A 21,642-nucleotide genomic window follows, 5' to 3' on the forward strand; every position below is an offset into this window, starting at 1 on the left:
AGCTACATCTCCAACCTATAATACTGGTTTTGAACAAGAAGGCATCTCTTTTATTGGATGGGCTACTCCAAACACTATTCCAGTTGCTGGAGATTGGGAGATTGGTAACTTTGGTGCTGGAGCATTGGTTCAAGATGGTGTTTCATCTGTTGTTTCTATTACACCCGCTGCAGCTGCTGCAAATAACTGGTTGTTTTCAAGAGGAATAAATTTAACTGCTGGAAGTTCTGTAACTATTACTTATTATTTAAGTAATTTTCAAAATACAACAACTGCAACGGGAAGTTATCAGTTAACTGTTGGTAATAGTCAGTCTATCGCATCACAAACAACTGTCTTAGCAAATGAAACGGGAGTTACAGGCGCTCCATTTGTATTGAAAACGTATACTTTTACGCCTCCTTCTACAGGAGTTTATTATTTTGGTTTTAGAAATTATACTCCTATGAATGCCACTGGAACTCATGCTTTAATAATTGATAACTTTACAGTTACGCAAACATTAAAAACAGACGAATTTTTATCCTCTAAATTTTCAGTATATCCAAATCCGGTAAAAGATGTAATTTCAATTACGAACTCAGAAAATATTACTATTAATGAGATTCAACTTACTGATTTAAATGGAAGAGTTGTTAAACAAAAAACATTTAATCAAGTTTCGGATATCCAAGTAAATATTTCAGATTTAGCTTCAGGAATTTATATGATGAATATCAATTCTGATCAAGGTTCAGCTACTAAAAAAATAATCAAAAACTAATTATTAATTTTTGATTTAAAAAAACTCCTTAAGAAATTAAGGAGTTTTTTATTTATAAAAATTTTGATTTTAATTCAGCAGTCGGAATCATGCAACTTTCATTTTTTCCATACCATTCGTAACGGTTTTTGGCAATATAAACATAAATCTGATTTCTTAAAAAAGCAGGGATTATTCTAAATAATGTAGCAAAATTAAAAAAACCACCCAAATGCTTCGCGATTTCTAAAGCTGCGCTTGACTTATAATAGTATGCGACTCCAGGTTCATATAAAATAACGCTGTCAATATTTTTTTGATCTATTCCAATATGTTTGATGATTTCTTTTCCTAAATCGGATTGTAAAGCAACGAATCGGAAAATGTCTTTTTTGTCGTGTTTTATTACAAATTGAACCGATGCATTACATAAATTGCAAACACCATCAAACAGAATTATTTTTTTATTTTTCGGTAAACTTTCCATATTATTTTTTGGCTTCAACTAATTCTAAAACATCTAAACTTACTTTTGAAGTAAACATGCCGTAGTTTACGGTTGCTTTATTTTTTTCGATAACATCAATACTTCCCACTGCTTTTCCGTCGAACATTCTTACTCGGTCTCCGACTTTCAGGATAGGTTTTGGCTTTTCTGGAACCAAATTGGCTTTTAATTTTTTCTCTTTTTTCTCCTGACGGATTTCCTCCACCTGAATGGTAACTTCCTGGATTATCTCCTTTTTCTTTTCTTCTTTGACTTTGATTTCTTTGGCAGTAGCTTTTGTTCTTTTTGAATTTTCGATTTCAACAATTTTCAAAAATTCACCAATAAGGTCTTTTTTACTTTTATTATTGAAATATTTTTCCGCAAGATCTTCAACTTTCTGGCCAATGTATATTGTTTTTTGATTGCTGTCATACAATTCCTGATAGCTTTCTAATTTATGCTTGATTTTCACATTTATGTTTTCCATCTTTTTGCTTTCTTCACGTGCTTTGATTTCTTCTTCCTTCAGTGTTTGGGAAGTTTTTTCCATTTTAGAGCGTTCTTTTTGAAGCGTTGCAATGGTTTTATCAAAACGTACTTTTCCGACTTCAATCTTCTTTTTTGCACGATTGATTAAACCAAACGGGATGCCATTTTTTTGCGCGACTTCAAATGTAAAAGAACTTCCGGCTTGTCCTAATACCAATTGATACATCGGTTCCAAAGTCTTTTCATCAAAAAGCATATTGGCATTCATGGCAAACGGCAATTCATTAGCCAAAATCTTTAAATTCGAATAATGCGTCGTTATAATCCCGAAAGCTTCTCTATGATAAAATTCTTCTAAGAAAATTTCTGCCAAAGCGCCACCCAATTCCGGATCAGAACCCGTTCCGAATTCATCAATCAGGAACATGGTTTTACTATTGCATTTTTTTAGAAAATAATTCATGTTTTTTAATCGGTAACTATAAGTGCTCAGATGATTTTCAATCGATTGATTATCCCCGATATCCGTTAAAATTCTATCGAATAAAAAAGTTTCACTTCGTTCGTGTACCGGAATAAGCATACCGCTTTGCAACATCAATTGCAATAAACCAACCGTTTTTAATGAAATTGTTTTTCCTCCTGCATTCGGACCAGAAATAACAATAATTCTGTTTTCCTGATTCAACTCGATGGTTTGGGGATGCGTAATTGCGTTTTTTTCTTTGTTATTTAAAAACAAAATAGGGTGGAAGGCTTCCCGAAAAAATAGTCTTCGTTCTTCAGTAATAGTAGGCAAAATACCATTAATTTTTCTGGCATATTTTGCTTTGGAAGCAATGACATCAATATCGCTCAAAAAATCCTGATACTGAATAATCAATGGCAAAAACGGCCTGATTTGATTGGATAATTGTTTTAAGATCCGGGTGATTTCTTCTTTTTCTTCATACTCCAGATTACTCAGTTCACGGGAATATTTCAAAGTAGTTTCGGGTTCAATGTATGCAATGCTTCCGGTTTTTGAACTTCCCAGAATTGAACCTTTCACTTTACGACGATACATCGACAAAACTGCCAAAACTCTACGATTTTGGACAAAACTTTCTTTAATGTCATCCAAATAATTCAACGCATTGTATTGTGTAAGCGCTATGCCGAAACTTTGATTGACTTTACCACGAACCGAATTCATTTCTCTACGAATATGTTGTAATTCAGGCGAAGCATTGTCTTTTATTTCTCCGTATTTATCAACTATTTCATCAACTTTTTGGATGATTTCTCTAGTGAATTCAACCTGAGAAGCTTTGGTATTCAGATAAGGATAATAGTCATCAAATTTTTTAAAGTATTGCAATAAAATATTCGTCGTTTCCGAAATTGTTGCAATTTTTCTAAAACTTCCCACTTCCAAAAAACTGTCTTCGATAGCCAGAAATTTAATTTCATGCGTAATGGCATCAAATCCGTGATTGGGAATGGCATTGTTATTTTGGAAAGAAGAAACATATTCTGAGGTTTGCATCAGTGCATTCATCAAGGTTTCCTTGTCTTTGAAAGGAATAATTTCGAGAGCTTTTTGCTTTCCAATATCCGTATTGCAAATTCCCGAAATGGTTTCGAGAATGGTTGTGAATTGTAAGTCTTGAAGTGTTTTTTCTGTGATGTTAATCATTTTTCTTTTTAGCGCTTTTAACACTGCAAAAATAAGGAATAGTTGAAACTATTGTATGGAGTTTCACAAAGTTTTCACGGTTGCTCATAGAGAAACTTATCTGTGTATCTTTGCGAAATAACTTTTATGGATGAAAATTAATCTTAATAATTCCTGGCAAACTATTTTATCGGACGAAATTCAGAAACCTTATTTTCATGATTTGATGAATTTTATGGATAAAGAATATGCGGAACATACTTGTTTTCCTCCAAAAGAATTGATTTTTGCTGCATTTGAATATTGCTCTTTCAAAGATTTGAAAGTCGTTATTATTGGTCAGGATCCTTATCACGGCGATGGAGAAGCCAATGGATTGTGTTTTTCAGTCAATAACGGTGTCAGAATTCCACCTTCTTTACGCAACATATTTAGGGAAGTAAATGATGATTTAGGAAAAGTATTTTTCCCCACTTCCGGAAATTTAGAACGATGGGCAAAACAAGGTGTTTTACTATTGAATGCCTCTTTAACTGTTAGAAAAGACAATCCTAACAGCCATAAACATTTGAAATGGAATCTCTTTACCGATGCCGTAATCCAGAAAATATCCGATGAAAAAGAAAATGTGGTTTTCTTACTTTGGGGAAATTTCGCACATAAAAAAGGTTTGAAAATTGATCGGACCAAACATTTGGTTTTAGAAGCAGGTCATCCTTCGCCAATGAGCGCCAATCAGGGAAAATGGTTTGGTAACAAACATTTTAGTAAAACCAATAAATACCTTAAATCAAAAGGAATTTCAGAAATAGACTGGTAATTAATTAGTTTACCGTAAATAGGTAATATCCTTCGGAATTTATATTGTTTGTACTTGAAAAAATAGTCATGGATAAGTTTAAGCCGATACTTTTTGAGATAATTTCTACCTCATTCGAACCGCTGTTATACCCAAAACTCAATCGATATTCTCCGGCTTGAGTTAAAGGCATTCCAACTCTATATTCGTAAAATTCATTATTGGGATTATAAATAGCACTTCCATAAACATAGGCACCAGAAACTGCATTTCCTTTAACTATATCTAATTGATTGTTCGAAAATTCAACTAATTCCCAATCGGCGCCATTTTTTATTTCTAAGACATAAGAGAAATTAAATTCATTAGCATTGCCTGTAGTTTTATAAATATCCAATGGTTCAGTTTGACCAGCTTCTTCCTGATAACGAGAAAAATCCGCATTGATATACAGATTATCTCCAACCAAATAGGAGGGTTGGGTTTCAGTTGCAATTAGATTTGAACTATGAAGGTATATGGTATTATAGAAACCATCATCGTTGGTATCACAGCTTGTGGTGATAAATAAACCTAAAGTAAACAATAAGAAATATTTTATAGTTTTCATTTTTTTATTTTTTAAAATCTGTAACCAAAATTTAAACCTACACGGGAGAGTACATCAGGACTTTTGTCAGTATTTATTAGATTTCTTCCAAATCCGACTAAAACCTCGACTGCAAATTTTTGTTTAAAATACATTTTGTACCCTAATCCGCCACCTAAAGCCAAATCGAAATAATCACTTTTTTGGTTCACATAATAACCATTATTATTTTCATCAACTAACCGAACAGATTCTTTGAAATCACCTCCATTTGCTGACATAAAGACTTCGGCAAAATAAAAACTGGATATTCCTTTTGATAAATTATATCTAACGAAAGGCGTGATTTCATATTTTGGCATTGTATTTCTGTAGCCTTCATCAAAATCATCATTTATCTTTTTACTGTTAGCATAACTGGTGCTTAAACCAGCTGAAAAACGATCATTCAGAAATCGTTCGTAACTGATATTAAATTTTGATGAAGCAATCAATGATAATACATCAAACCGAACTTCATTTTTTCTGATTGAAGTTGAATCTTGAGCATTCATAAACTGAAATGAAAGCAATGCTATAAAAAAGAATTTCTTCATAAGAATGAATTATTAATTTGGAATAGCTAATATATAAAAAAGGAAGTATTAAATATTTATTCTATTAAAATAAAATCAATCCAAGGTTAAAGCACCAAGAATTTCTTCTCGCATAAATGGTCCGCCAGGATATTTTGCCGTATAATCTAAGTTAAGCCATATCTGTCCACGTTCATCAATATGATAATGAAGTTGCATTCCTTTACTTTCTTCTACAAAAAGTATTTTTTTGATTAAATAATTGATTGCTTCTAAATCACTTTTATCCCCAATTAATATTTCTGGATAAATATGTCCGCCGGTATGAATCAATCTCGGTGTTCCCCCAATGGATTTTACACAAGCTGCCATTAAGATGGAATGATCATCACAATCGCCAGAAAAATATAACATGGATTCAGTGGCACGAGCAATATAATCTGTTCCTTTAGGGTCGCTAACGTAGTTCCAGCGGCTATTTATTTCTTTGAATACCGCAAAACACTGAATCACGGTTCGATAGTCACCGTATCCTTTCATATTTTTGAGATGCTTCGTGGTGGCCATTATCGCAAAATTTCTCACTTTGGGATTTTGATATTCAATCGCATTCAAAACTTTTGATTTATTGGGAAACGGAAGCAACTTGGAAATAATCAGGTCCTGCGGATTCGGATTGTCCGACATGGAATAAATCATAGACCGATAGTCTTCAAAAACAGCATTAAAACCGTATCTCCCTAATAATGACCCTAAGAGCAGTGCAATTAAATATAAGCCAAGAAAAACTATAATTACTGTCTTTAACAATCTTAATATCAATTGTATAATAATTAATATCAGGACAAAAAGTACAATTCTATCTATATTAAAATAGAAACTGTATTCTATAAAATTTTGATGAATTATGATAAAAACAGGAATGGCAATTAGAATATTCAATGCGAAAATAATGACATTATCCCAAGGTTTTTTAACCTCAAGCATGGCTTTTATTTTTTGAAAAGAAATATCTTGAAATTTTATCATAAGAACTAAAAAAGTCAGGAGCGATTTAGCTTTTTACTATTTCAGTAAATGTACCTTTTTTATCAATAATAGATAGTTCAAGCAACTGATTTTGAATTTTGTTTAACATTTTTTCATCTAATGGCTTCTGAGACCATTCTGTCAAAGATAACCATTCTTGAATATCTTCTGTTTTTTGATGGTATTTTTCAGATAGCGTTCTGTCAATACTTGGAATTTCTTTGAAATCTTCCGTGGTTTGATTAATAATTTCAAGAATTTTCGCAATGATTTGTGGCTCTTTTTCTAATATTTCATTGCGAACTGCAATAACAAAACAAGGCCAGGGCGTTGGACAATCGGCAATTCTTCTAAAAATACCTTTATCGACCAAGGGTTTGGTCATAAAACGTTCCCACATAAAATAATCGGCTGTTCCGTTCGTTAAAGCTTCAACCGCGCCATCAATCGTATTTACAATTTCGAATTGCAAATTACCGGTCTTCCAGCCTTGATTATCGGCATTCACGTATGCCATTAATTGCGAACCGGAACCCAAACGGGAAATAGCCACTTTTGTGTTTTCTAAATCCGAAAGGGTTTTATATTTTGATTTAGCTGCGACATGAATCCCCCAGATTAAAGGCGATTGCACATAAATTTGAACAATTTTACTCGGATTTCCTGCAACAATATCTTTTACAATTCCTTCAGTTAAGATTACCGCGATATCAGTTTCTCCATCACGAAGCATTTTACACATTTTTCCTGTTCCTTCCGGAACGTCTGTCCATTGTAAATCGATACCAGCGTCTTGAAACTCGCCATTTTCGATGCATAGATGCCAAGGAAGATTGAAATGTTCCGGAACGCCGGCGATTTTTATAGTTTTCATGATATATTAGGGTTTTCTAATTCATACCAATTCCAAGAAACATTATCTTCTAAATATTGTTCTGTTAAAAGCATTCCTATTTTTTGAAGTATTCTATTTGATGCACCGTTTTCTGTTTGAGCAGCCGCAGTCATCGTTTTTATTTTCATGCTATTGAATCCATAATCTAACCAGGCATAAGTTGCTTCGGAAGCATACCCTTTGCCCCAAAATTTTTCATCTAGACGATATCCAATGTCAAAGAAGTTAATTTTGCCGTTTACCTCTTCAGTATTAAATTTTAATCCGGCCCAACCGATAAACTCGTTGGTTTCTTTTAAAATTACTGCAAATCTCCCGATATTATTTTTAATGTATTGATTTCTGACAAATTCAATTACTTTTTGAGATTCTAAGATAGATTGATTAGGTTTATTCCATAAGTATTTGTGAACATTCGGATTTTTGTCCATTTCAAACATCGCTTCAGAGTCTGACAATTGTAATTCTCGAAGTAATAGTCTTTCTGTTTCTATAAAAAATTCCACAAATTAATTGGTTAATTTCTTCAAAGTATAGGCAATCAATTCATCCACGGCTTTATACGGATCGTCGCTAAAAGTTCCTGATGCACGGTTAGCTATAATTGCATTTAATGACAAAGCATTGTGACCCAAAAGTTTAGAAAGTCCATAAATAGCCCCAGTTTCCATTTCCAGATTGGTAATTCTGTTGTCTTCAAATTTGAAATTATCCATTTTTGAATTCAAATTTTCATCTTGAATATTCAAACGTAAAACGCGTCCTTGTGGGCCATAAAATCCTCCGGCAGTTGCAGTAATTCCTTTGTGGATATTGTCACTTTCAATAATTTTTTCCAACTTTTCAGAACAGGAAATTACATACGGTTTTCCTTTTCGTAAATCCCAATTGGTATGCGCAATGAAAGCATCTTCCATAGCCGGATTGGAAACTTCATCAATTAAATAGGAGCGAAGCATGTTGTCTAAACCCAATCCGAATTTAGCCATCACAAAACTATCTACAGGAATATCTGCCTGAAGTGAACCGGAAGTTCCGATTCGGATGATATTTAGTGAAGTCAATTTTTCTTTTGGTTGTCTGGTTTCTAAATCAATATTGACCAAAGCATCCAGTTCGTTCATTACAATATCGATATTGTCAGGCCCGATTCCGGTTGACATCACGGTAATTCGTTTCCCTTTTAAAGTTCCGGTTTGGGTTTTGAATTCTCTTTTTTGAGTAGAAAATTCGATACTGTCAAAGAACTGGGTTATTTTTTCGACACGATTCTGATCTCCAACAAAGATGATATCGTGTGCAATATGTTCTGGTTTTAAATTCAAATGATATACACTTCCGTCAGGATTAAGTATTAATTCGGATGATTTTATTTTCATTTTTGGTTTATATTTTTGATTGAAAAATTTAATAATTTGGAAAATTTGTAATTACCCTCCAACACGTTTTACATTATACCCTTCGCTTTGCAAAATCTGAATGACTTTATCGCGAAAATTACCCTGAATGATGATTTCATTGTCTTTTACGGCGCCGCCAACACCGCATTTTGTTTTTAGAATTTTACCCAGCGTTTTCAAATCTTCTTCGTTACCTTGAAAGCCTCTGATAATAGTGGCTACTTTTCCGCCACGATTTTTCTTGTCCAAATGCGCTTCAAGCCGTTGATGCTTTGGGGCTAAAGTTTCTTCGTTTTCCTGATTAGAATCAAATTCGAAATTTTCATTAGTGGAGAATACAAATCCTCCTAAATCTTCTAAGTTGCTTATTTTCTTTGCCATTCTTTATAGCTATAAAATTGAAAAAGACATCGAGCATAAAACTCAATGTCTTTTTTTAAAAGTATAAAATTAGGTATTATTTTTTGATTAACCCTAAATCAACTAATCTTTCATACAAGAATTCTCCTGCAGAAATATCCTCGTATTTTTTAGGATTTTCGGCATCAATACAGCTTTCCAGACAATCCAAACGCATATCGCTAACCGGATGCATAAAAAACGGAACCGAATAACGTGAAGTTCCCCATAATTCTCTTGGCGGATTAACCACTTGATGAATCGTAGATTTCAATTTATTATTTGTGTGACGCGATAACATATCACCTACATTAATCACCAATTCGTCTGGCTCAGCAATAGCATCAATCCAGTCGCCATTGTGATTTTGAACCTGTAATCCTCTTCCTTGCGCACCCATTAAAAGAGTAATCAAATTGATATCGCCGTGAGCAGCAGCACGAATAGCATTTTCCGGTTCTTTTGTAATGGGCGGATAATGAATTGGTCTCAAAATACTGTTTCCTTCATAGGCATATTGATCAAAATAAAATTCGTCCAAACCTAAATGCAAGGCCAGTGCTCTCAATACATAAACACCGGTTTTCTCCAGCATTTGATAAGCTTCTTTTCCTGCAGCATTAAAAAGAGGTAATTCTTTAACCTCAACGTTGTCAGGATATTCAGCAGCATATTTTGAATCTTTGTCCACATATTGTCCAAAGTGCCAAAACTCTTTCAAATCGCCTTCTTTTCTGCCTTTAGCATGCTCTTTTCCAAAGGAAACATAACCACGCTGGCCACCAATTCCGGGAATTTCATAACTGTCTTTGGTTTCAAGTGGCAAAGAAAAGAAATTTCTGATCTCACCATACAATTCACCAACCAATTGGTCATCTAAAAAATGCCCTTTTAAAGCTACGAAGCCAATGTCTTCAAATGCTTTTCCGATTTCATTTACAAATTTTTGTTTACGTTCCGGTTCGCCCGAAAGGAAATCACGCAAGTCAACACTAGGAATGTTTTGCATATAATCAATAATTGTTAATAACTTTTAAGGCCAAAAGCCTTATAAAGACAAATATATAGAATAATTTTTAATGTAAATTTCAAAAGTTATTAACAACGTAAAAAAATATAACAATTTAAGGCCAAACAGTTATTTTTTTATACTTTTGAGGGCGTAAAAAAACACTCATTTATCAAAAAAAGCTATGAATTTCGATAGAAAAAATCTGACCGACGAAACCTTATTAGATTTATATAAAAGAATACTCAAACCACGATTAATTGAAGAAAAAATGTTGATTCTTATCCGTCAGGGAAAAGTATCCAAATGGTTTTCCGGAATTGGTCAGGAAGCGATTTCTGTTGGAGTTACCGCTGTTTTAGACAAAGATGAATACATCTTGCCGATGCATCGAAATTTAGGTGTATTTACAGGAAGAGACATTCCTTTGTACCGATTATTTTCACAATGGCAGGGAAAAGCTAGTGGTTTTACCAAAGGTCGTGACCGTTCGTTTCATTTTGGAACACAAGAATATAAAATTATTGGAATGATTTCGCATTTAGGGCCACAATTAGGTGTGGCTGACGGAGTAGCATTGGCCAATAAATTGAAAAAAAACGGAAAAGTTACCGCTGTTTTTACTGGTGAAGGAGCAACATCCGAAGGAGATTTTCACGAAGCATTGAATATTGCAGCTGTTTGGGAATTACCTGTGATGTTTGTTATAGAGAATAATGGTTACGGACTTTCGACACCAACGGATGAACAATACCGTTGCAAAAACCTTGCTGATAAAGGAATTGGTTACGGAATGGAAAGCCACATTGTGGATGGAAATAATATTCTGGAAGTTTATAATTTATTATCAGAATTAAAGGCTTCGATGATAGAAAGACCACGTCCGGTTTTATTGGAATTCAAAACGTTCCGTATGCGTGGACATGAAGAGGCGAGTGGTACCAAATATGTTCCTCAGGAACTGATGGATATGTGGGCCATTAAAGATCCTGTGGATAATTTCAGAAAATACCTGTCAGAAAATAATATTCTTAAAGCTGATTTCGATGAAGCCTTGCGTGCCGAAATAAAAAAAGAAATTGACGATAATTTGTTAATCGCCAACAACGAGGCAGAAATAGAAGCTACTTATAGAGGAGAATTAAATGACGTTTATAAACCTTATGATTTTGAAGAGTTTAATCATTCAGATGAAGTAGAAAATGTTCGTTATATTGATGGTATTTCACAAGGTCTTAGACAATCAATGGAGCGCCATGATAACTTGGTAATCATGGGACAAGACATCGCCGAATATGGCGGTGCTTTCAAAATCACCGATGGTTTTGTGGCTCAATTTGGTAAAGAGCGTGTTCGTAATACTCCAATTTGTGAAAGTGCAGTAGTTTCTGCGGCAATGGGATTATCTATAAACGGACACAAAGCAATTGTAGAGATGCAGTTTGCCGATTTCGTTTCTACAGGATTTAATCCAGTTGTAAATTTGTTGGCCAAATCACATTATCGTTGGTTAGAAAAAGCCGATGTTGTGGTGCGTATGCCTTGCGGTGGAGGAACTCAAGCAGGTCCTTTTCACTCACAAACCAATGAAGCGTGGTTTACTAAAACGCCAGGTTTGAAAGTCGTCTATCCTGCCTTTCCATATGATGTAAAAGGTTTGTTAAACGCTTCTATCAACGATCCAAATCCTGTGATGTTCTTTGAACACAAACAATTATACAGAAGTATGTCACAAGATGTGCCAAAAGATTATTATACCATTCCTTTAGGAAAAGCCGCTTTGTTGAAAGAAGGAAACGATGTCACGATTATTTCTTTTGGAGCAGCAGTGCATTGGGCTTTAGACACTTTATCTAAAAATCCTGAAATTTCAGCCGATTTATTGGATTTAAGAACGTTGCAGCCTATGGATACCGAAGCTATTTATGCTTCTGTTAAGAAAACCGGTAAAGTTATTATTTATCAGGAAGATACCCTGTTTGGCGGTGTAGCCAGTGATATTTCTGCAATGATAATGGAAAATTGTTTCGAATATTTAGACGCTCCCGTAAAACGTGTGGCGAGTTTAGACAGCCCGATTCCGTTTACAAAAGCTTTGGAAGATCAATTTTTACCGAAAGGTAGATTTGAAAATGCTTTAAAAGAATTATTGGAATATTAGTCTTTTTGTAGATATATAGAAAACAGCCTCTCGATTTCGAGAGGCTGTTTTGTTATTAATACTTACCATTCGAAAATTACTTTAAATTACCATTTCAGCTCCATTGCTGCTATTTTCGCCATTCCATAAATTTAAAAAACGACAGTGACGAAGTAAAAGGATCGTGCGATTACTTCTTAGAGTACGATTTCATTATGGGTTATAATTTTTTTTTTTTGAAATTAAATAAATATTTTTTTTAAAGTGTTAATTTTCATACATTTACTACAATTAGCCCCCTTGATTTTTTAAAGCACATAAAAAACTATAAGTATGGGAAAATTTACTAAACTGTTTGTCTTTGTATTTTTAATTACTATTTTTTCAACTCTAAGAAGCTACTCTCAAAATTTCATCAATAATGATGATTTTGAGAATGGAAACGCACCAAATGCAACATTATTAGCACCTTGTGATCCGCCAGTGGTAACTTCACCATTATATTTATGTCAAAATAGCACCGCGACTCCCATAATTGTAACACCATCGACCGGAGGAATTTTGACTTGGTATGGAACAAATGCAACAGGAGGAACGGCTTCTGCTATTCCGCCAACTCCTTCTACAACAACAGTTGGTTCTACAACTTATTATGTTAGCCAAACAATTGGTGGCTGCGAAAGTTCTCGTGTACCAATTGTCGTTAATGTGGTCGCTGATAATGGAGCAGTTATACTTAATTTAAGATGTGATCCTTCACAAATACTACCACCGGATGTGGGTACTTCAGTATTTTTTGATTGGTCAAATAACCCGCTGATTTCTAACACCTATAATTATTCATACACAGTTCAGGGTGGCGCTGCGGTTACCGGAAGTGTAGGTGTTTCTCATCTTCAAGTATTTGGTTTGCTGCCTGGGCAATCTGTAACATTAACATTAACATCTGCAACATCACCCTGCGTGCCTCCGCAAACTATTACTTGTACTGTTCCTTGTGGTACTTCAACTATAACTCCAAACTTCCCGGCTATTCCCGCTTTTTGTTCAGGAACAGTGGCGCCAATATTAGCCACAACATCACCAAATGGAATTGTAGGCACTTGGTCACCCGCAGTTGTCAGCAATACAGTAAGTGGAAGTTATGTTTTTACGCCAAATTTAACTCTAAAACCTTGCGCCACCAATCAAACATTGAGCGTAACAGTGTCACCAAGGGTTTCGCCAACATTTACAGCTATTCCAGGTTCTATTTGTCAGAATGCAACAGCGCCAAGTTTACCCACAAGTTCTACAAATTCTCCATCAATTACAGGAACTTGGAATCCTGCAGTAATAAATACTGCAACATTAGGGACAACAGTGTATACTTTTATACCAAACCCAGGTCAGTGCGTAACAGCAACTCCAACAACAGTATCAATAACAATAGTGTCGGTTGTTACTCCAAATTTTGCAAATATTCCTGCTTTATGTTCTGGAACAACAGCACCGCTTTTATTAAATACATCTCCAAATGGAATTACAGGTACCTGGTCGCCAGCAACAATCAGTAATACCACAAGTAGAAGTTATGTTTTTACGCCAAATCCAAATCAATGTGCCACAACGCAAACATTGAATGTAACGATAATACCAAGAATAGTTCCTGATTTCCAGGCGATTCCTTCCTTTTGTACCGGAACTACCCCACCATTATTAGGAGCCACATCTCCAAATGGAATCAGTGGGAATTGGTCGCCACCTATAATTAATAACACGGCAAGCGGAACTTATATATTCACACCAGATGCAAGTCAATGTGCCACTACACAGATTTTAAATGTAACTGTGAATCCTCTTACTCTCCCTGATTTTGATAATATATCAATCTGTTTAGGCGGTCCGATACCTAGTTTGAATAACACTTCTCCAAATGGAATTACCGGAACTTGGTCGCCACCAATTATTGACGGTACGACAAATGGCAGTTATGTTTTTACTCCCAATATAAATGAATGTGCATCATCGCAAACCATTGATGTAACAGTTAACCAAGCTACTCTTTTGAGTTTTGAATGGAGCGTTAGTGAAGCTTTTGCTGAAAATCAAATTATAACCGTAGCTGCTTCGCCTCCAGGGAATTATTTGTATCAATTAGACTTTGGGCCCTTGCAAACTAATCCTGTTTTTGAAAATGTTGCTTTAGGAACACATACTTTAACCGTTTATGATGCCAATGGATGTGCGCCGCCAATAACCAGAGATAATATATTAGTTATTAATTACCCCACATTTTTTACCCCAAATGGAGATGGTTACAATGAAACTTGGAACATTTTTGAATTAAGTGATCAATCAAATTCTAAAATTTTCATATTTGATCGTTATGGCAAACTTTTGAAAGAAATAAGCCCAAGAGGTTTGGGATGGGACGGAACTTATATAGGACACCCAATGCCTAGCACAGATTATTGGTTTTATGTTGAATACACGGAGCAAAGTATTTCTAAAAAGTTTAAAGCACACTTTTCGTTAAAAAGATAAAATAAAAACTCCGATTTTAGACTGCGTCCAAAAAACAAAAAAATAAAATGCTCTTTTTACGGTTTCCTGTTAGGATATTATTTCCATTGGTGTTATGTTTGAAATCTAATAAAACCCCACTAAACCATGGAAATTAACGATCAACTTAAATCCTTAGCTGATAAAAATAAAATTTCATTTTGGATATTGTAAACATTTAACAACCAAACTTCGACAGTAAGTGAATAGACGAGGAGGGTAGTATTATGATTTACGAATTCAATTAAAAAAGAAGCACAATACAAGAATAAAACGGATAGTTATGCATAAATAAGGCAATAAAATCAAGATGAAATTCCTATCGTTATCAAAAAGCAAACAGCTAAAAAGGAAAAGTAACGAATCTCATTTGTTACAATACATTTATAAAAATCATTCTATTAATTTTAAAATCAATTTATTATGCCATTCGATAATTTAAACGGCAACCATTACACTCCTGCCGAAAAAACTGCGGTAGTAACAAGCCTTACGGCATTAGAAGGTTCATTAATTGCTAAATTCAGAAACCTTTCGCCAGAGGAGCGCCAAAAGTTCGGAAGCATCAACGAGCAGAATAAGCTTATAGTAAATAAAGTCCGGGATTATAGAACCAGTCAGCCGGGAATGAGTAGTCCGGATATAGACTGGGCAGAGTTTCAAAATGATTTTGAATCCAGAGATTTTATTCAGGCTGCTATTGCCCGATTGCAAAATCTGATTGACGGACTTGTAAATAACAAAATCCTGCATGATTATGATAATTATCAAGCAGCGTTAACGGATTACGATTTTAGTAAATATAAAATGAATACTAAAACGGCAGGTTTTGAAACCAAAGTCAACGAAATGGCGCAATTCTTTAACAGAACCGGAACTATTAACAAATCTGCAGATACGAATTCAAATCCATAATATTAAATTATCGATTCCTAAAACCCTTTCAGAACACTAATTTTGAAAGGGTATTTTTTTGGAAACCTCAAATTTGACGTCCCTTACCCCAAATTTGACGCTCAGAATCCCAAATTTGATGTATGATAACCCCAAATTTGACGTCTATAACCCCAGATTTGACGCTCAGAACGCCAAATTTGACGTATGATAACCACAACTTTGACGTCTATAACCCCAAATTTGGCGTTTTATTACATATTGCAGATTATTCGGAATACGCTATTAATTATTTAGATGAGATGCTTTTTTTATTTATTAAGATTTTAATATCAATAATCTGAGGTTGAAACTCCAATTTAATCCGAAGCCTTTTAGACCTAACAAGACGTTAAAAACTAAAATAAAAACCCCCAAATGCTTAACTTTGACTCCAATTAAACTTCTAAAAATGGAACAATTACAAGGTAAAAAAGCATTAATAACCGGCGGAAGCCGAGGTCTTGGAAAAGCAACGGCGCTGGCCTTAGCTGCCGAAGGGGTTTCCATAGCCATCACCGGAAGAGATGAAACTGCATTGCAAAAAACAGTAAGCGAAATTGAGGCTTTGGGAGTAAAAGCCATTTATTCGGTATTTGATATCTCTGATTTTGAAGCAGTAAAAAAGGGAATTTCGAAGATAAAAGAAGCTTTTGGCGATGTTGATATTTTAATTAATAATGCCGGAGTAGCCGCCTTTGGCAGTTTTCTTGAGATGGATCCGCAACAATGGGAAGACATCATGAAAACCAATGTATTTGGCATGTATTATGTAACCCATGAAATTCTTCCGGGAATGATTGCTAAAAATACCGGAGATATTATCAATGTTTCTTCGACTGCAGGAATTCGCGGTAATGCCGGAACGAGTGCTTATAGTGCTTCAAAATTTGCCGTTATCGGTCTTTCAGAAGCTTTGATGATGGAGGTAAGAAAACACAATATTCGCGTGTCTACTTTGATGCCAAGCACTATTGCTTCAGATATGTCATTGGCTTTAAAAATAACAGATGGTAATCCGGATACCGTGCTGCAACCCGAAGATTTTGCCGAATTGGTAGTGGCTCAGTTGAAATTCAACAGAAGGGTTTTACTAAAATCAGCTTCTATTTGGTCGACCAATCCATAAATTATATTCCCATCGTTTTTTCGGTGGGATTTTTTTTGGCTATATAGTAAAATTACATGACTTCAATAAATATTTTCTTAATCAAAGTTATTTCCTCCTGATATATTGTTTTCTTTCGTGCAGCGAAGTAGAGCGTAATTTCTAATGGCTTGTTTCCTTTCCAAAGCAGTTTAATCAGTCCATTATCAATTTCCTGTTGGCATAAAAAATAAGGGACAATAGTAAAAGCGGTATCATCAATTTCACTTCCTCCTACAAGCACAATGCCGGGGGAATTTTTTAATCAGCATAGCGTTGATGAAGGTGCATTATTTGGTTTTCATTCTATGAATGCTTTTACAGGAATGACTTCATTGGAAAGTATGCATTTTCATGATATTGAAAAAAATGCGGATGTAGTAAATGACCTTAAATTATACAAGGAACATTTAAAGAAGTTGTTTTTAAATTAATCATGTATGCAAAATAAAAAAGCGCTCAAAAAAATATTTTGAGCGCTTTTTTATTTTCGGTTATTTATTAATTCTAAAGATAACCCAATATGTAATAAATGATTACAAATACGATAATGGTTCCAAAGCAACCAAAACCCATTTTTTTTGCTCCGTAACCTGCTAAGATTGTTTTGAAGAAACCGTTCATATTTTTTAGTTTTAATTTAGTTAAATATAATAATTTTTTTTGAGATAGTAAATTACAATTTATCAACTACCAAAGTTTGTCTCTTAACTGATTCCTTTAGAAATTGCTACAAAAATTTAAGTCAAAATCAATGTCAAAATCCTCGAAACCTTCAACTTCCTCATCAATAGAATTATTAATGCTCATGATGTTGTTTAAATCAGTACTGAAATCGTGATCTATAATTGAAGTGTTAAGCTTTTCCAAGGTTAAATATTTTTGATAGTTATTGTAATGCAAATTTCAAATAACTGACAGCAATATGACTTATATAATTTTGAGAAAAACTTACACAATTATCACTTAATATTTTCCGTTCAACAATTCCCCACCAATATTTGATTTCGCTTCAATGCCTAACTTTTTCATCATTTCATAAGTCGTACAAACCGCAGCAGAGGTAACCGGAATCCCGATTTCTTTCTGGATTAAATCAATCGCTTCTAAAGAGGGCATTTGCACGCAGGCCGAAGCTACCAAAACATCAACGCCTTCTAAATTTAATCGTTTATAGATTTCCAGTAAATTCATTGGATCTTGAGCGGCTACTTCTAAATTATCCGGAATTTCCAAAGCGATAGAATCTACTACTTCAAAACCCTGATGCTCAATATAATCTACTACCATATCCGTTAACGGACGCATATAAGGCGTAATTATCGCTACTTTTTTGGCTCCTAAAACTCTTAGTCCGTTTATCAAAGCTCCCGCACTGGTAACAATAGGAGTAGGGAAGTCGTTGGCGATGGTTTCCTGGTGCAAGTTTACTTCAGAAACGCAGTGATAGCCACGTCCCATGCTCATAATAGCAACTAAACAGGCGTAACCCATCACATCAACATGCGCATCAGACAATTCTTGTGCACATTTCAAACTCATGGCATCCATGGCTTCGAGTTCTTCTTTGGTTACTTTTTTCATTCGCATGCGACTGGAATGAAAGGTAAATCGTTCGGGTAAAATGGTTTCACGGGAACGGAAAATAGCTGGAATTTCAGTTTCCATCGTCACATTTGAAGATGGAACTATTTGGCCTATGCGGTATTTTTTATTCATTATTGTTTGAAGTTTAAAGTTTGAAGGTGCGTTCTGCAACTGAAAACTGTTACTTATTTATATTTCTTTAATTGTATTGACAATTGTTCCAATACCTTCTACGGTTGCTTCAACAACATCACCGTCCCACATCCATTCTTGTGGATTTCTACCGGCACCAACCCCTGCAGGAGTTCCTGTAGCAATGATATCACCTGGTTCCAGTGTGAAAACTGTACTTAAATCCTCAATTAAATCATTGATATTGAATAACATGAATTGGGTATTCGAGTTTTGTTTTTCGACACCGTTTACTTTTAAAGATAAATTTAAATTGTGCGGGTTTGAAATTTCGTCTTTGGTCACTAAAAAAGGTCCCATAGGAGCAAAAGTATCTTGTCCTTTGGAAACAATCCATTGTCCGGAACGACGGCAATCTCTGGCAGAAATATCATTGATTACGGTATAACCGAATACATAATCCATCGCTTTTGCTGCCGGAACATATTTTCCTTTTTTGCCAATAATTACGGCCAATTCGACTTCCCAGTCTAATTGTTGGGTCAGTTTTGTATTTAGAAGAATCTCTGTGTTTGTTCCAGTAACGGTTGTTGGTGGTTTAGAGAAAATCACCGGTTGTTGCGGCAAATCGTTTGAGGTATCCAATGTTCTCGCGCTTTCAGCTACATGTTCTGTATAATTCAACCCAATTCCTATAATGTTCTTTCTTGGTTTTGGAATAGGAGCGAGTAAAATTGCATTCGATAAAGGATAGACGCAATTACTGCGTTCTTCGGCGGTTAAACTATCAATTAAAATCTGAATCCTCGCCACTTCCGGTAATCCTAAATCTATTAGATCCAGCATTGTTTTTGGTAAAACTTCCTTTTTTATTTTGGCAACATCTTCTAAGTCAATGATGTGATTGCCTTCTACAACTCCTAATCTCGGTGTTGTGTGATTGATTCTGTATGTAGTTAGTTTCATAGATCTTTATTTTTCAATTGTTTGATAACCATTGTTTTCGGTATATTCTTTTTCCTGGTACAATCCCAAAGCATTTATTACCGGTAAATCGTTAAATGAAAACAAGCAAGCGTCTTCAGTATCCGAAAGGTTTACATGTTCATGATTCGCCCATGACGGAATACAAAATATATCTCGTTCTTTCCAGTCGAAGCGTTTTCCATCTATAACGGAATATCCTTTCCCTTTGGCGCATTGATAGACAAATGAACCAGTATGTTTGTGTGCTTTGGTATGTTCGCTCGGACGCAATAACTGCATCGAAGCGCCCATAGTTTGCATTACCGGACCGCCAGTAAGCGGATTGGAATAATTCATTAAAATGCCATCAAAAGGAGAGCCTTCGTTGACTTTGGCCGTTTCTAAAAGGGCCGGATAAACTGTTTTCCAGGAATATTTAAAAAGTGGAGAATAAGGTTTGTCCCAAACTACATCTGCTGGCAATAATCCTGTTCCTCCATAAGTTAGAGGAGAATAATTAACAGGACACTTTAAGTCTTGTTTACCCTCATAAACAGCATAATCATTGGCTTCTAAAGCATTCACTAACGGAATGTCCAAACCGTCCTGCCAGATGCAGGTTTTTCCGTCGGGTGCCACGCCATGTTCGTGCCAAGTTCCATTTGGGGTAATCACAAAATCGTTGACTTCAAAGGTGATTTTGTTGCCATTTACCACGGTATAACCACCTGAGCCCTCCATGATAAACCGTAGAGCTGATGCTTTATGGCGGTGTGCCGAAGTGCTTTCGCCCGGACGCGTAACCTGAATTCCGGTATATAACCAACCTACAGCGGCACTTACATCTTTACGTTTGTCATTTACCAAATATACTACACGGCGACCCGCTTGTTCCGGTGTTACCAATTCGGATGATTTTAGAACTAATTCGCGTAAATCATCATATTTCCATAACATAGGAACGGAAGAAGTTCTCGGTTCCCAAGGCTCAATATCATTAGCAACAGTCCATAAAGCACCGGCACCAAGAGTTTCGAGTTCTTTGTAATAGGCTTCGAGTTCGGGAGTATCTTTTACTCTTGCGCGACCAATTTGGTCATCTGAATATTTTCCTTCCATATTATTTTTTATTAAACTCTTCGTGATTATCAATAAACGTAATCTTTCTTGTAGGAGCAATATTTACTCTCAAATCAAAAATATCAAAACGGTTATAATGCCCAAGAATATCATGCATTTGTTTCGGTTGGATGCATTTTGCTAAATCAATTTCAGCATATACAATTCCTTCTTTATCGATTAATGGCTCACCGATTACCGATCCGTTTGGCCCAATAAATCCGGAAAAAGCAGAATTTTTTCTGGTCAACAATTCATCTACATTCGGAACATCATCACGTAGTGCGTCTTTGATTTCCTGCGAAATAGTAGAACAAGATACGATGGTGAATAATTTTCCCTCGAATGAATGGGCGCAGGCTCTTATTTTTATCGCTTCAGCCATATCATAATCCGGTGGCGCAACAGGTAACGAAATGTAATTGGCAATATGAATTAATTCGCCTTGCGCTAATAGTGTAAATCGTGCTAAAGTATTGGTGTTTTCGCCACAGGCTAATGTTCCGATTGGACCGATTTCAGTATCATATACTTTTAACGAAGAACCATCCCCTGAAGTCCAGGTTAGTTTTTCCGCCCAAGTCGGTACTAATTTTCGGTGTTTTCCAATGATGGTTCCATGATTATCAATAATCAAATTGGTGTTATAGATTTCGCCATAACTCTGTCCTCTTTCGTTGATTCCGATAACAATATGGATGTTATTTTCTTTGGCAGCCTGATACAAACGCTCCATCTCGGGATCAGAAACAGCCACAGAATTTCTATATAATTCCTCATACCATTTGCTTCCCTGAACTGGCGTCATTATCCAGTTCCAATAAGGATAACCCGCAACAAAAACTTCCGGAAAAGCTATTAATTGCGCACCATTTGATGATGCTTCTTTTATAAATGTTATTGCCTTGTCAATCGTTTTTTCAACGTTTAAGAAAACGGGCGATGTTTGAACGGTTGCGGCTTTGAATTTTGGAAAATCCATGATAGTTATGAATTACGAA

The 21,642-nt window shown here is 35.2% G+C and carries 23 protein-coding genes; 7 read left to right on the forward strand and 16 right to left on the reverse strand.

Features of this window, described 5'->3' with window-relative positions:
• Positions 1-763, forward strand: a 763-nt coding sequence (locus tag VI621_RS11055) for a T9SS type A sorting domain-containing protein (protein WP_324218447.1), incomplete at its 5' end; no start/stop codon positions are given.
• Between the two features lie 52 nt (positions 764-815).
• Here VI621_RS11055 and VI621_RS11060 read toward each other — a convergent pair.
• Complete coding sequence (locus VI621_RS11060; protein ID WP_324218448.1) at positions 816-1,229, reverse strand: thiol-disulfide oxidoreductase DCC family protein; 414 nt, start codon at positions 1,227-1,229, stop codon at positions 816-818.
• Between the two features lies 1 nt (position 1,230).
• Positions 1,231-3,399, reverse strand: a complete 2,169-nt coding sequence (locus VI621_RS11065; RefSeq protein ID WP_324218449.1) for an endonuclease MutS2 — start codon at positions 3,397-3,399, stop codon at positions 1,231-1,233.
• A gap of 130 nt (positions 3,400-3,529) precedes the next feature.
• On the opposite strand from VI621_RS11065, the gene ung reads away from it, so the two are divergent.
• Positions 3,530-4,198 (forward strand): uracil-DNA glycosylase, encoded by a 669-nt coding sequence (ung, locus tag VI621_RS11070; RefSeq protein WP_324218450.1) that lies wholly within the window; start codon positions 3,530-3,532, stop codon positions 4,196-4,198.
• 4 nt (positions 4,199-4,202) lie between these two features.
• Here the strand turns inward: ung and VI621_RS11075 are convergent, their stop codons facing one another.
• The 8 genes from VI621_RS11075 to VI621_RS11110 form a co-directional block, all read right to left on the reverse strand.
• Entirely contained in the window at positions 4,203-4,787 is a 585-nt protein-coding gene (locus VI621_RS11075) for a hypothetical protein (RefSeq protein ID WP_324218451.1), read from the reverse strand.
• 11 nt (positions 4,788-4,798) lie between these two features.
• Entirely contained in the window at positions 4,799-5,362 is a 564-nt protein-coding gene (locus VI621_RS11080; RefSeq protein ID WP_324218452.1) for a DUF3575 domain-containing protein, read from the reverse strand.
• Positions 5,363-5,437: 75 nt separating this feature from the next.
• Positions 5,438-6,370, reverse strand: a complete 933-nt coding sequence (locus VI621_RS11085) for a transglutaminase (protein WP_324218453.1) — start codon at positions 6,368-6,370, stop codon at positions 5,438-5,440.
• Between the two features lie 25 nt (positions 6,371-6,395).
• Positions 6,396-7,244 carry a substrate-binding domain-containing protein gene (locus VI621_RS11090; RefSeq protein WP_324218454.1) on the reverse strand — a complete coding sequence of 283 codons (849 nt, stop codon included), beginning with the start codon at positions 7,242-7,244 and terminating at the stop codon, positions 6,396-6,398.
• Positions 7,241-7,771, reverse strand: a complete 531-nt coding sequence (locus VI621_RS11095) for a GNAT family N-acetyltransferase (protein WP_324218455.1) — start codon at positions 7,769-7,771, stop codon at positions 7,241-7,243. The genes VI621_RS11090 and VI621_RS11095 overlap by 4 nt, the downstream gene beginning before the upstream one ends.
• A 3-nt stretch (positions 7,772-7,774) precedes the next feature.
• Positions 7,775-8,644 (reverse strand): nucleoside phosphorylase, encoded by an 870-nt coding sequence (locus tag VI621_RS11100; protein ID WP_324218456.1) that lies wholly within the window; start codon positions 8,642-8,644, stop codon positions 7,775-7,777.
• 51 nt (positions 8,645-8,695) lie between these two features.
• Positions 8,696-9,046: a translation initiation factor gene (locus VI621_RS11105; protein WP_324218457.1), complete on the reverse strand. Its 351-nt coding sequence runs from the start codon at positions 9,044-9,046 to the stop codon at positions 8,696-8,698.
• Between the two features lie 76 nt (positions 9,047-9,122).
• Positions 9,123-10,073, reverse strand: a complete 951-nt coding sequence (locus VI621_RS11110) for an isopenicillin N synthase family dioxygenase (RefSeq protein ID WP_324218458.1) — start codon at positions 10,071-10,073, stop codon at positions 9,123-9,125.
• A 184-nt stretch (positions 10,074-10,257) separates the two neighbouring features.
• On the opposite strand from VI621_RS11110, the gene VI621_RS11115 reads away from it, so the two are divergent.
• The 4 genes from VI621_RS11115 (at position 10,258) to VI621_RS11130 (ending at position 16,819) form a co-directional block, all read left to right on the forward strand.
• On the forward strand, positions 10,258-12,234 hold the full coding sequence (locus VI621_RS11115) for a dehydrogenase E1 component subunit alpha/beta (protein ID WP_324218459.1): 1,977 nt from the start codon (positions 10,258-10,260) through the stop codon (positions 12,232-12,234).
• A gap of 312 nt (positions 12,235-12,546) precedes the next feature.
• Positions 12,547-14,739, forward strand: a complete 2,193-nt coding sequence (locus tag VI621_RS11120; RefSeq protein ID WP_324218460.1) for a T9SS type B sorting domain-containing protein — start codon at positions 12,547-12,549, stop codon at positions 14,737-14,739.
• 441 nt (positions 14,740-15,180) lie between these two features.
• A complete protein-coding gene (locus tag VI621_RS11125) occupies positions 15,181-15,672 on the forward strand; it encodes a hypothetical protein (RefSeq protein WP_324218461.1) in 492 nt (163 codons plus the stop codon).
• Positions 15,673-16,102: 430 nt separating this feature from the next.
• Positions 16,103-16,819 carry a 3-ketoacyl-ACP reductase gene (locus VI621_RS11130; RefSeq protein WP_324218462.1) on the forward strand — a complete coding sequence of 239 codons (717 nt, stop codon included), beginning with the start codon at positions 16,103-16,105 and terminating at the stop codon, positions 16,817-16,819.
• Between the two features lie 52 nt (positions 16,820-16,871).
• On the opposite strand, the gene VI621_RS11135 is transcribed toward VI621_RS11130, so the two are convergent.
• Positions 16,872-17,081: a hypothetical protein gene (locus VI621_RS11135; protein WP_324218463.1), complete on the reverse strand. Its 210-nt coding sequence runs from the start codon at positions 17,079-17,081 to the stop codon at positions 16,872-16,874.
• Between the two features lies 1 nt (position 17,082).
• Here VI621_RS11135 and VI621_RS11140 point away from each other — a divergent pair, with 1 nt between their 5' ends.
• Positions 17,083-17,271 carry a hypothetical protein gene (locus VI621_RS11140; protein WP_324218464.1) on the forward strand — a complete coding sequence of 63 codons (189 nt, stop codon included), beginning with the start codon at positions 17,083-17,085 and terminating at the stop codon, positions 17,269-17,271.
• Positions 17,272-17,557: 286 nt separating this feature from the next.
• Here VI621_RS11140 and VI621_RS11145 read toward each other — a convergent pair whose 3' ends face one another.
• The 5 genes from VI621_RS11145 to VI621_RS11165 form a co-directional block, all read right to left on the reverse strand.
• Positions 17,558-17,707, reverse strand: a complete 150-nt coding sequence (locus VI621_RS11145; protein ID WP_324218465.1) for a hypothetical protein — start codon at positions 17,705-17,707, stop codon at positions 17,558-17,560.
• A 96-nt stretch (positions 17,708-17,803) separates the two neighbouring features.
• Positions 17,804-18,556 carry an Asp/Glu racemase gene (locus VI621_RS11150; protein WP_324218466.1) on the reverse strand — a complete coding sequence of 251 codons (753 nt, stop codon included), beginning with the start codon at positions 18,554-18,556 and terminating at the stop codon, positions 17,804-17,806.
• Positions 18,557-18,613: 57 nt separating this feature from the next.
• Positions 18,614-19,522 carry a fumarylacetoacetate hydrolase family protein gene (locus VI621_RS11155; protein WP_324218467.1) on the reverse strand — a complete coding sequence of 303 codons (909 nt, stop codon included), beginning with the start codon at positions 19,520-19,522 and terminating at the stop codon, positions 18,614-18,616.
• 6 nt (positions 19,523-19,528) lie between these two features.
• Positions 19,529-20,641, reverse strand: a complete 1,113-nt coding sequence (locus VI621_RS11160; protein WP_324218468.1) for a cupin domain-containing protein — start codon at positions 20,639-20,641, stop codon at positions 19,529-19,531.
• Between the two features lies 1 nt (position 20,642).
• Positions 20,643-21,623 carry a carbon-nitrogen hydrolase family protein gene (locus VI621_RS11165; RefSeq protein WP_324218469.1) on the reverse strand — a complete coding sequence of 327 codons (981 nt, stop codon included), beginning with the start codon at positions 21,621-21,623 and terminating at the stop codon, positions 20,643-20,645.
• Between the last annotated feature and the right edge of the window lie 19 nt (positions 21,624-21,642).

This window comes from Flavobacterium sp., assembly GCF_035292545.1.
Classification (GTDB): domain Bacteria; phylum Bacteroidota; class Bacteroidia; order Flavobacteriales; family Flavobacteriaceae; genus Flavobacterium.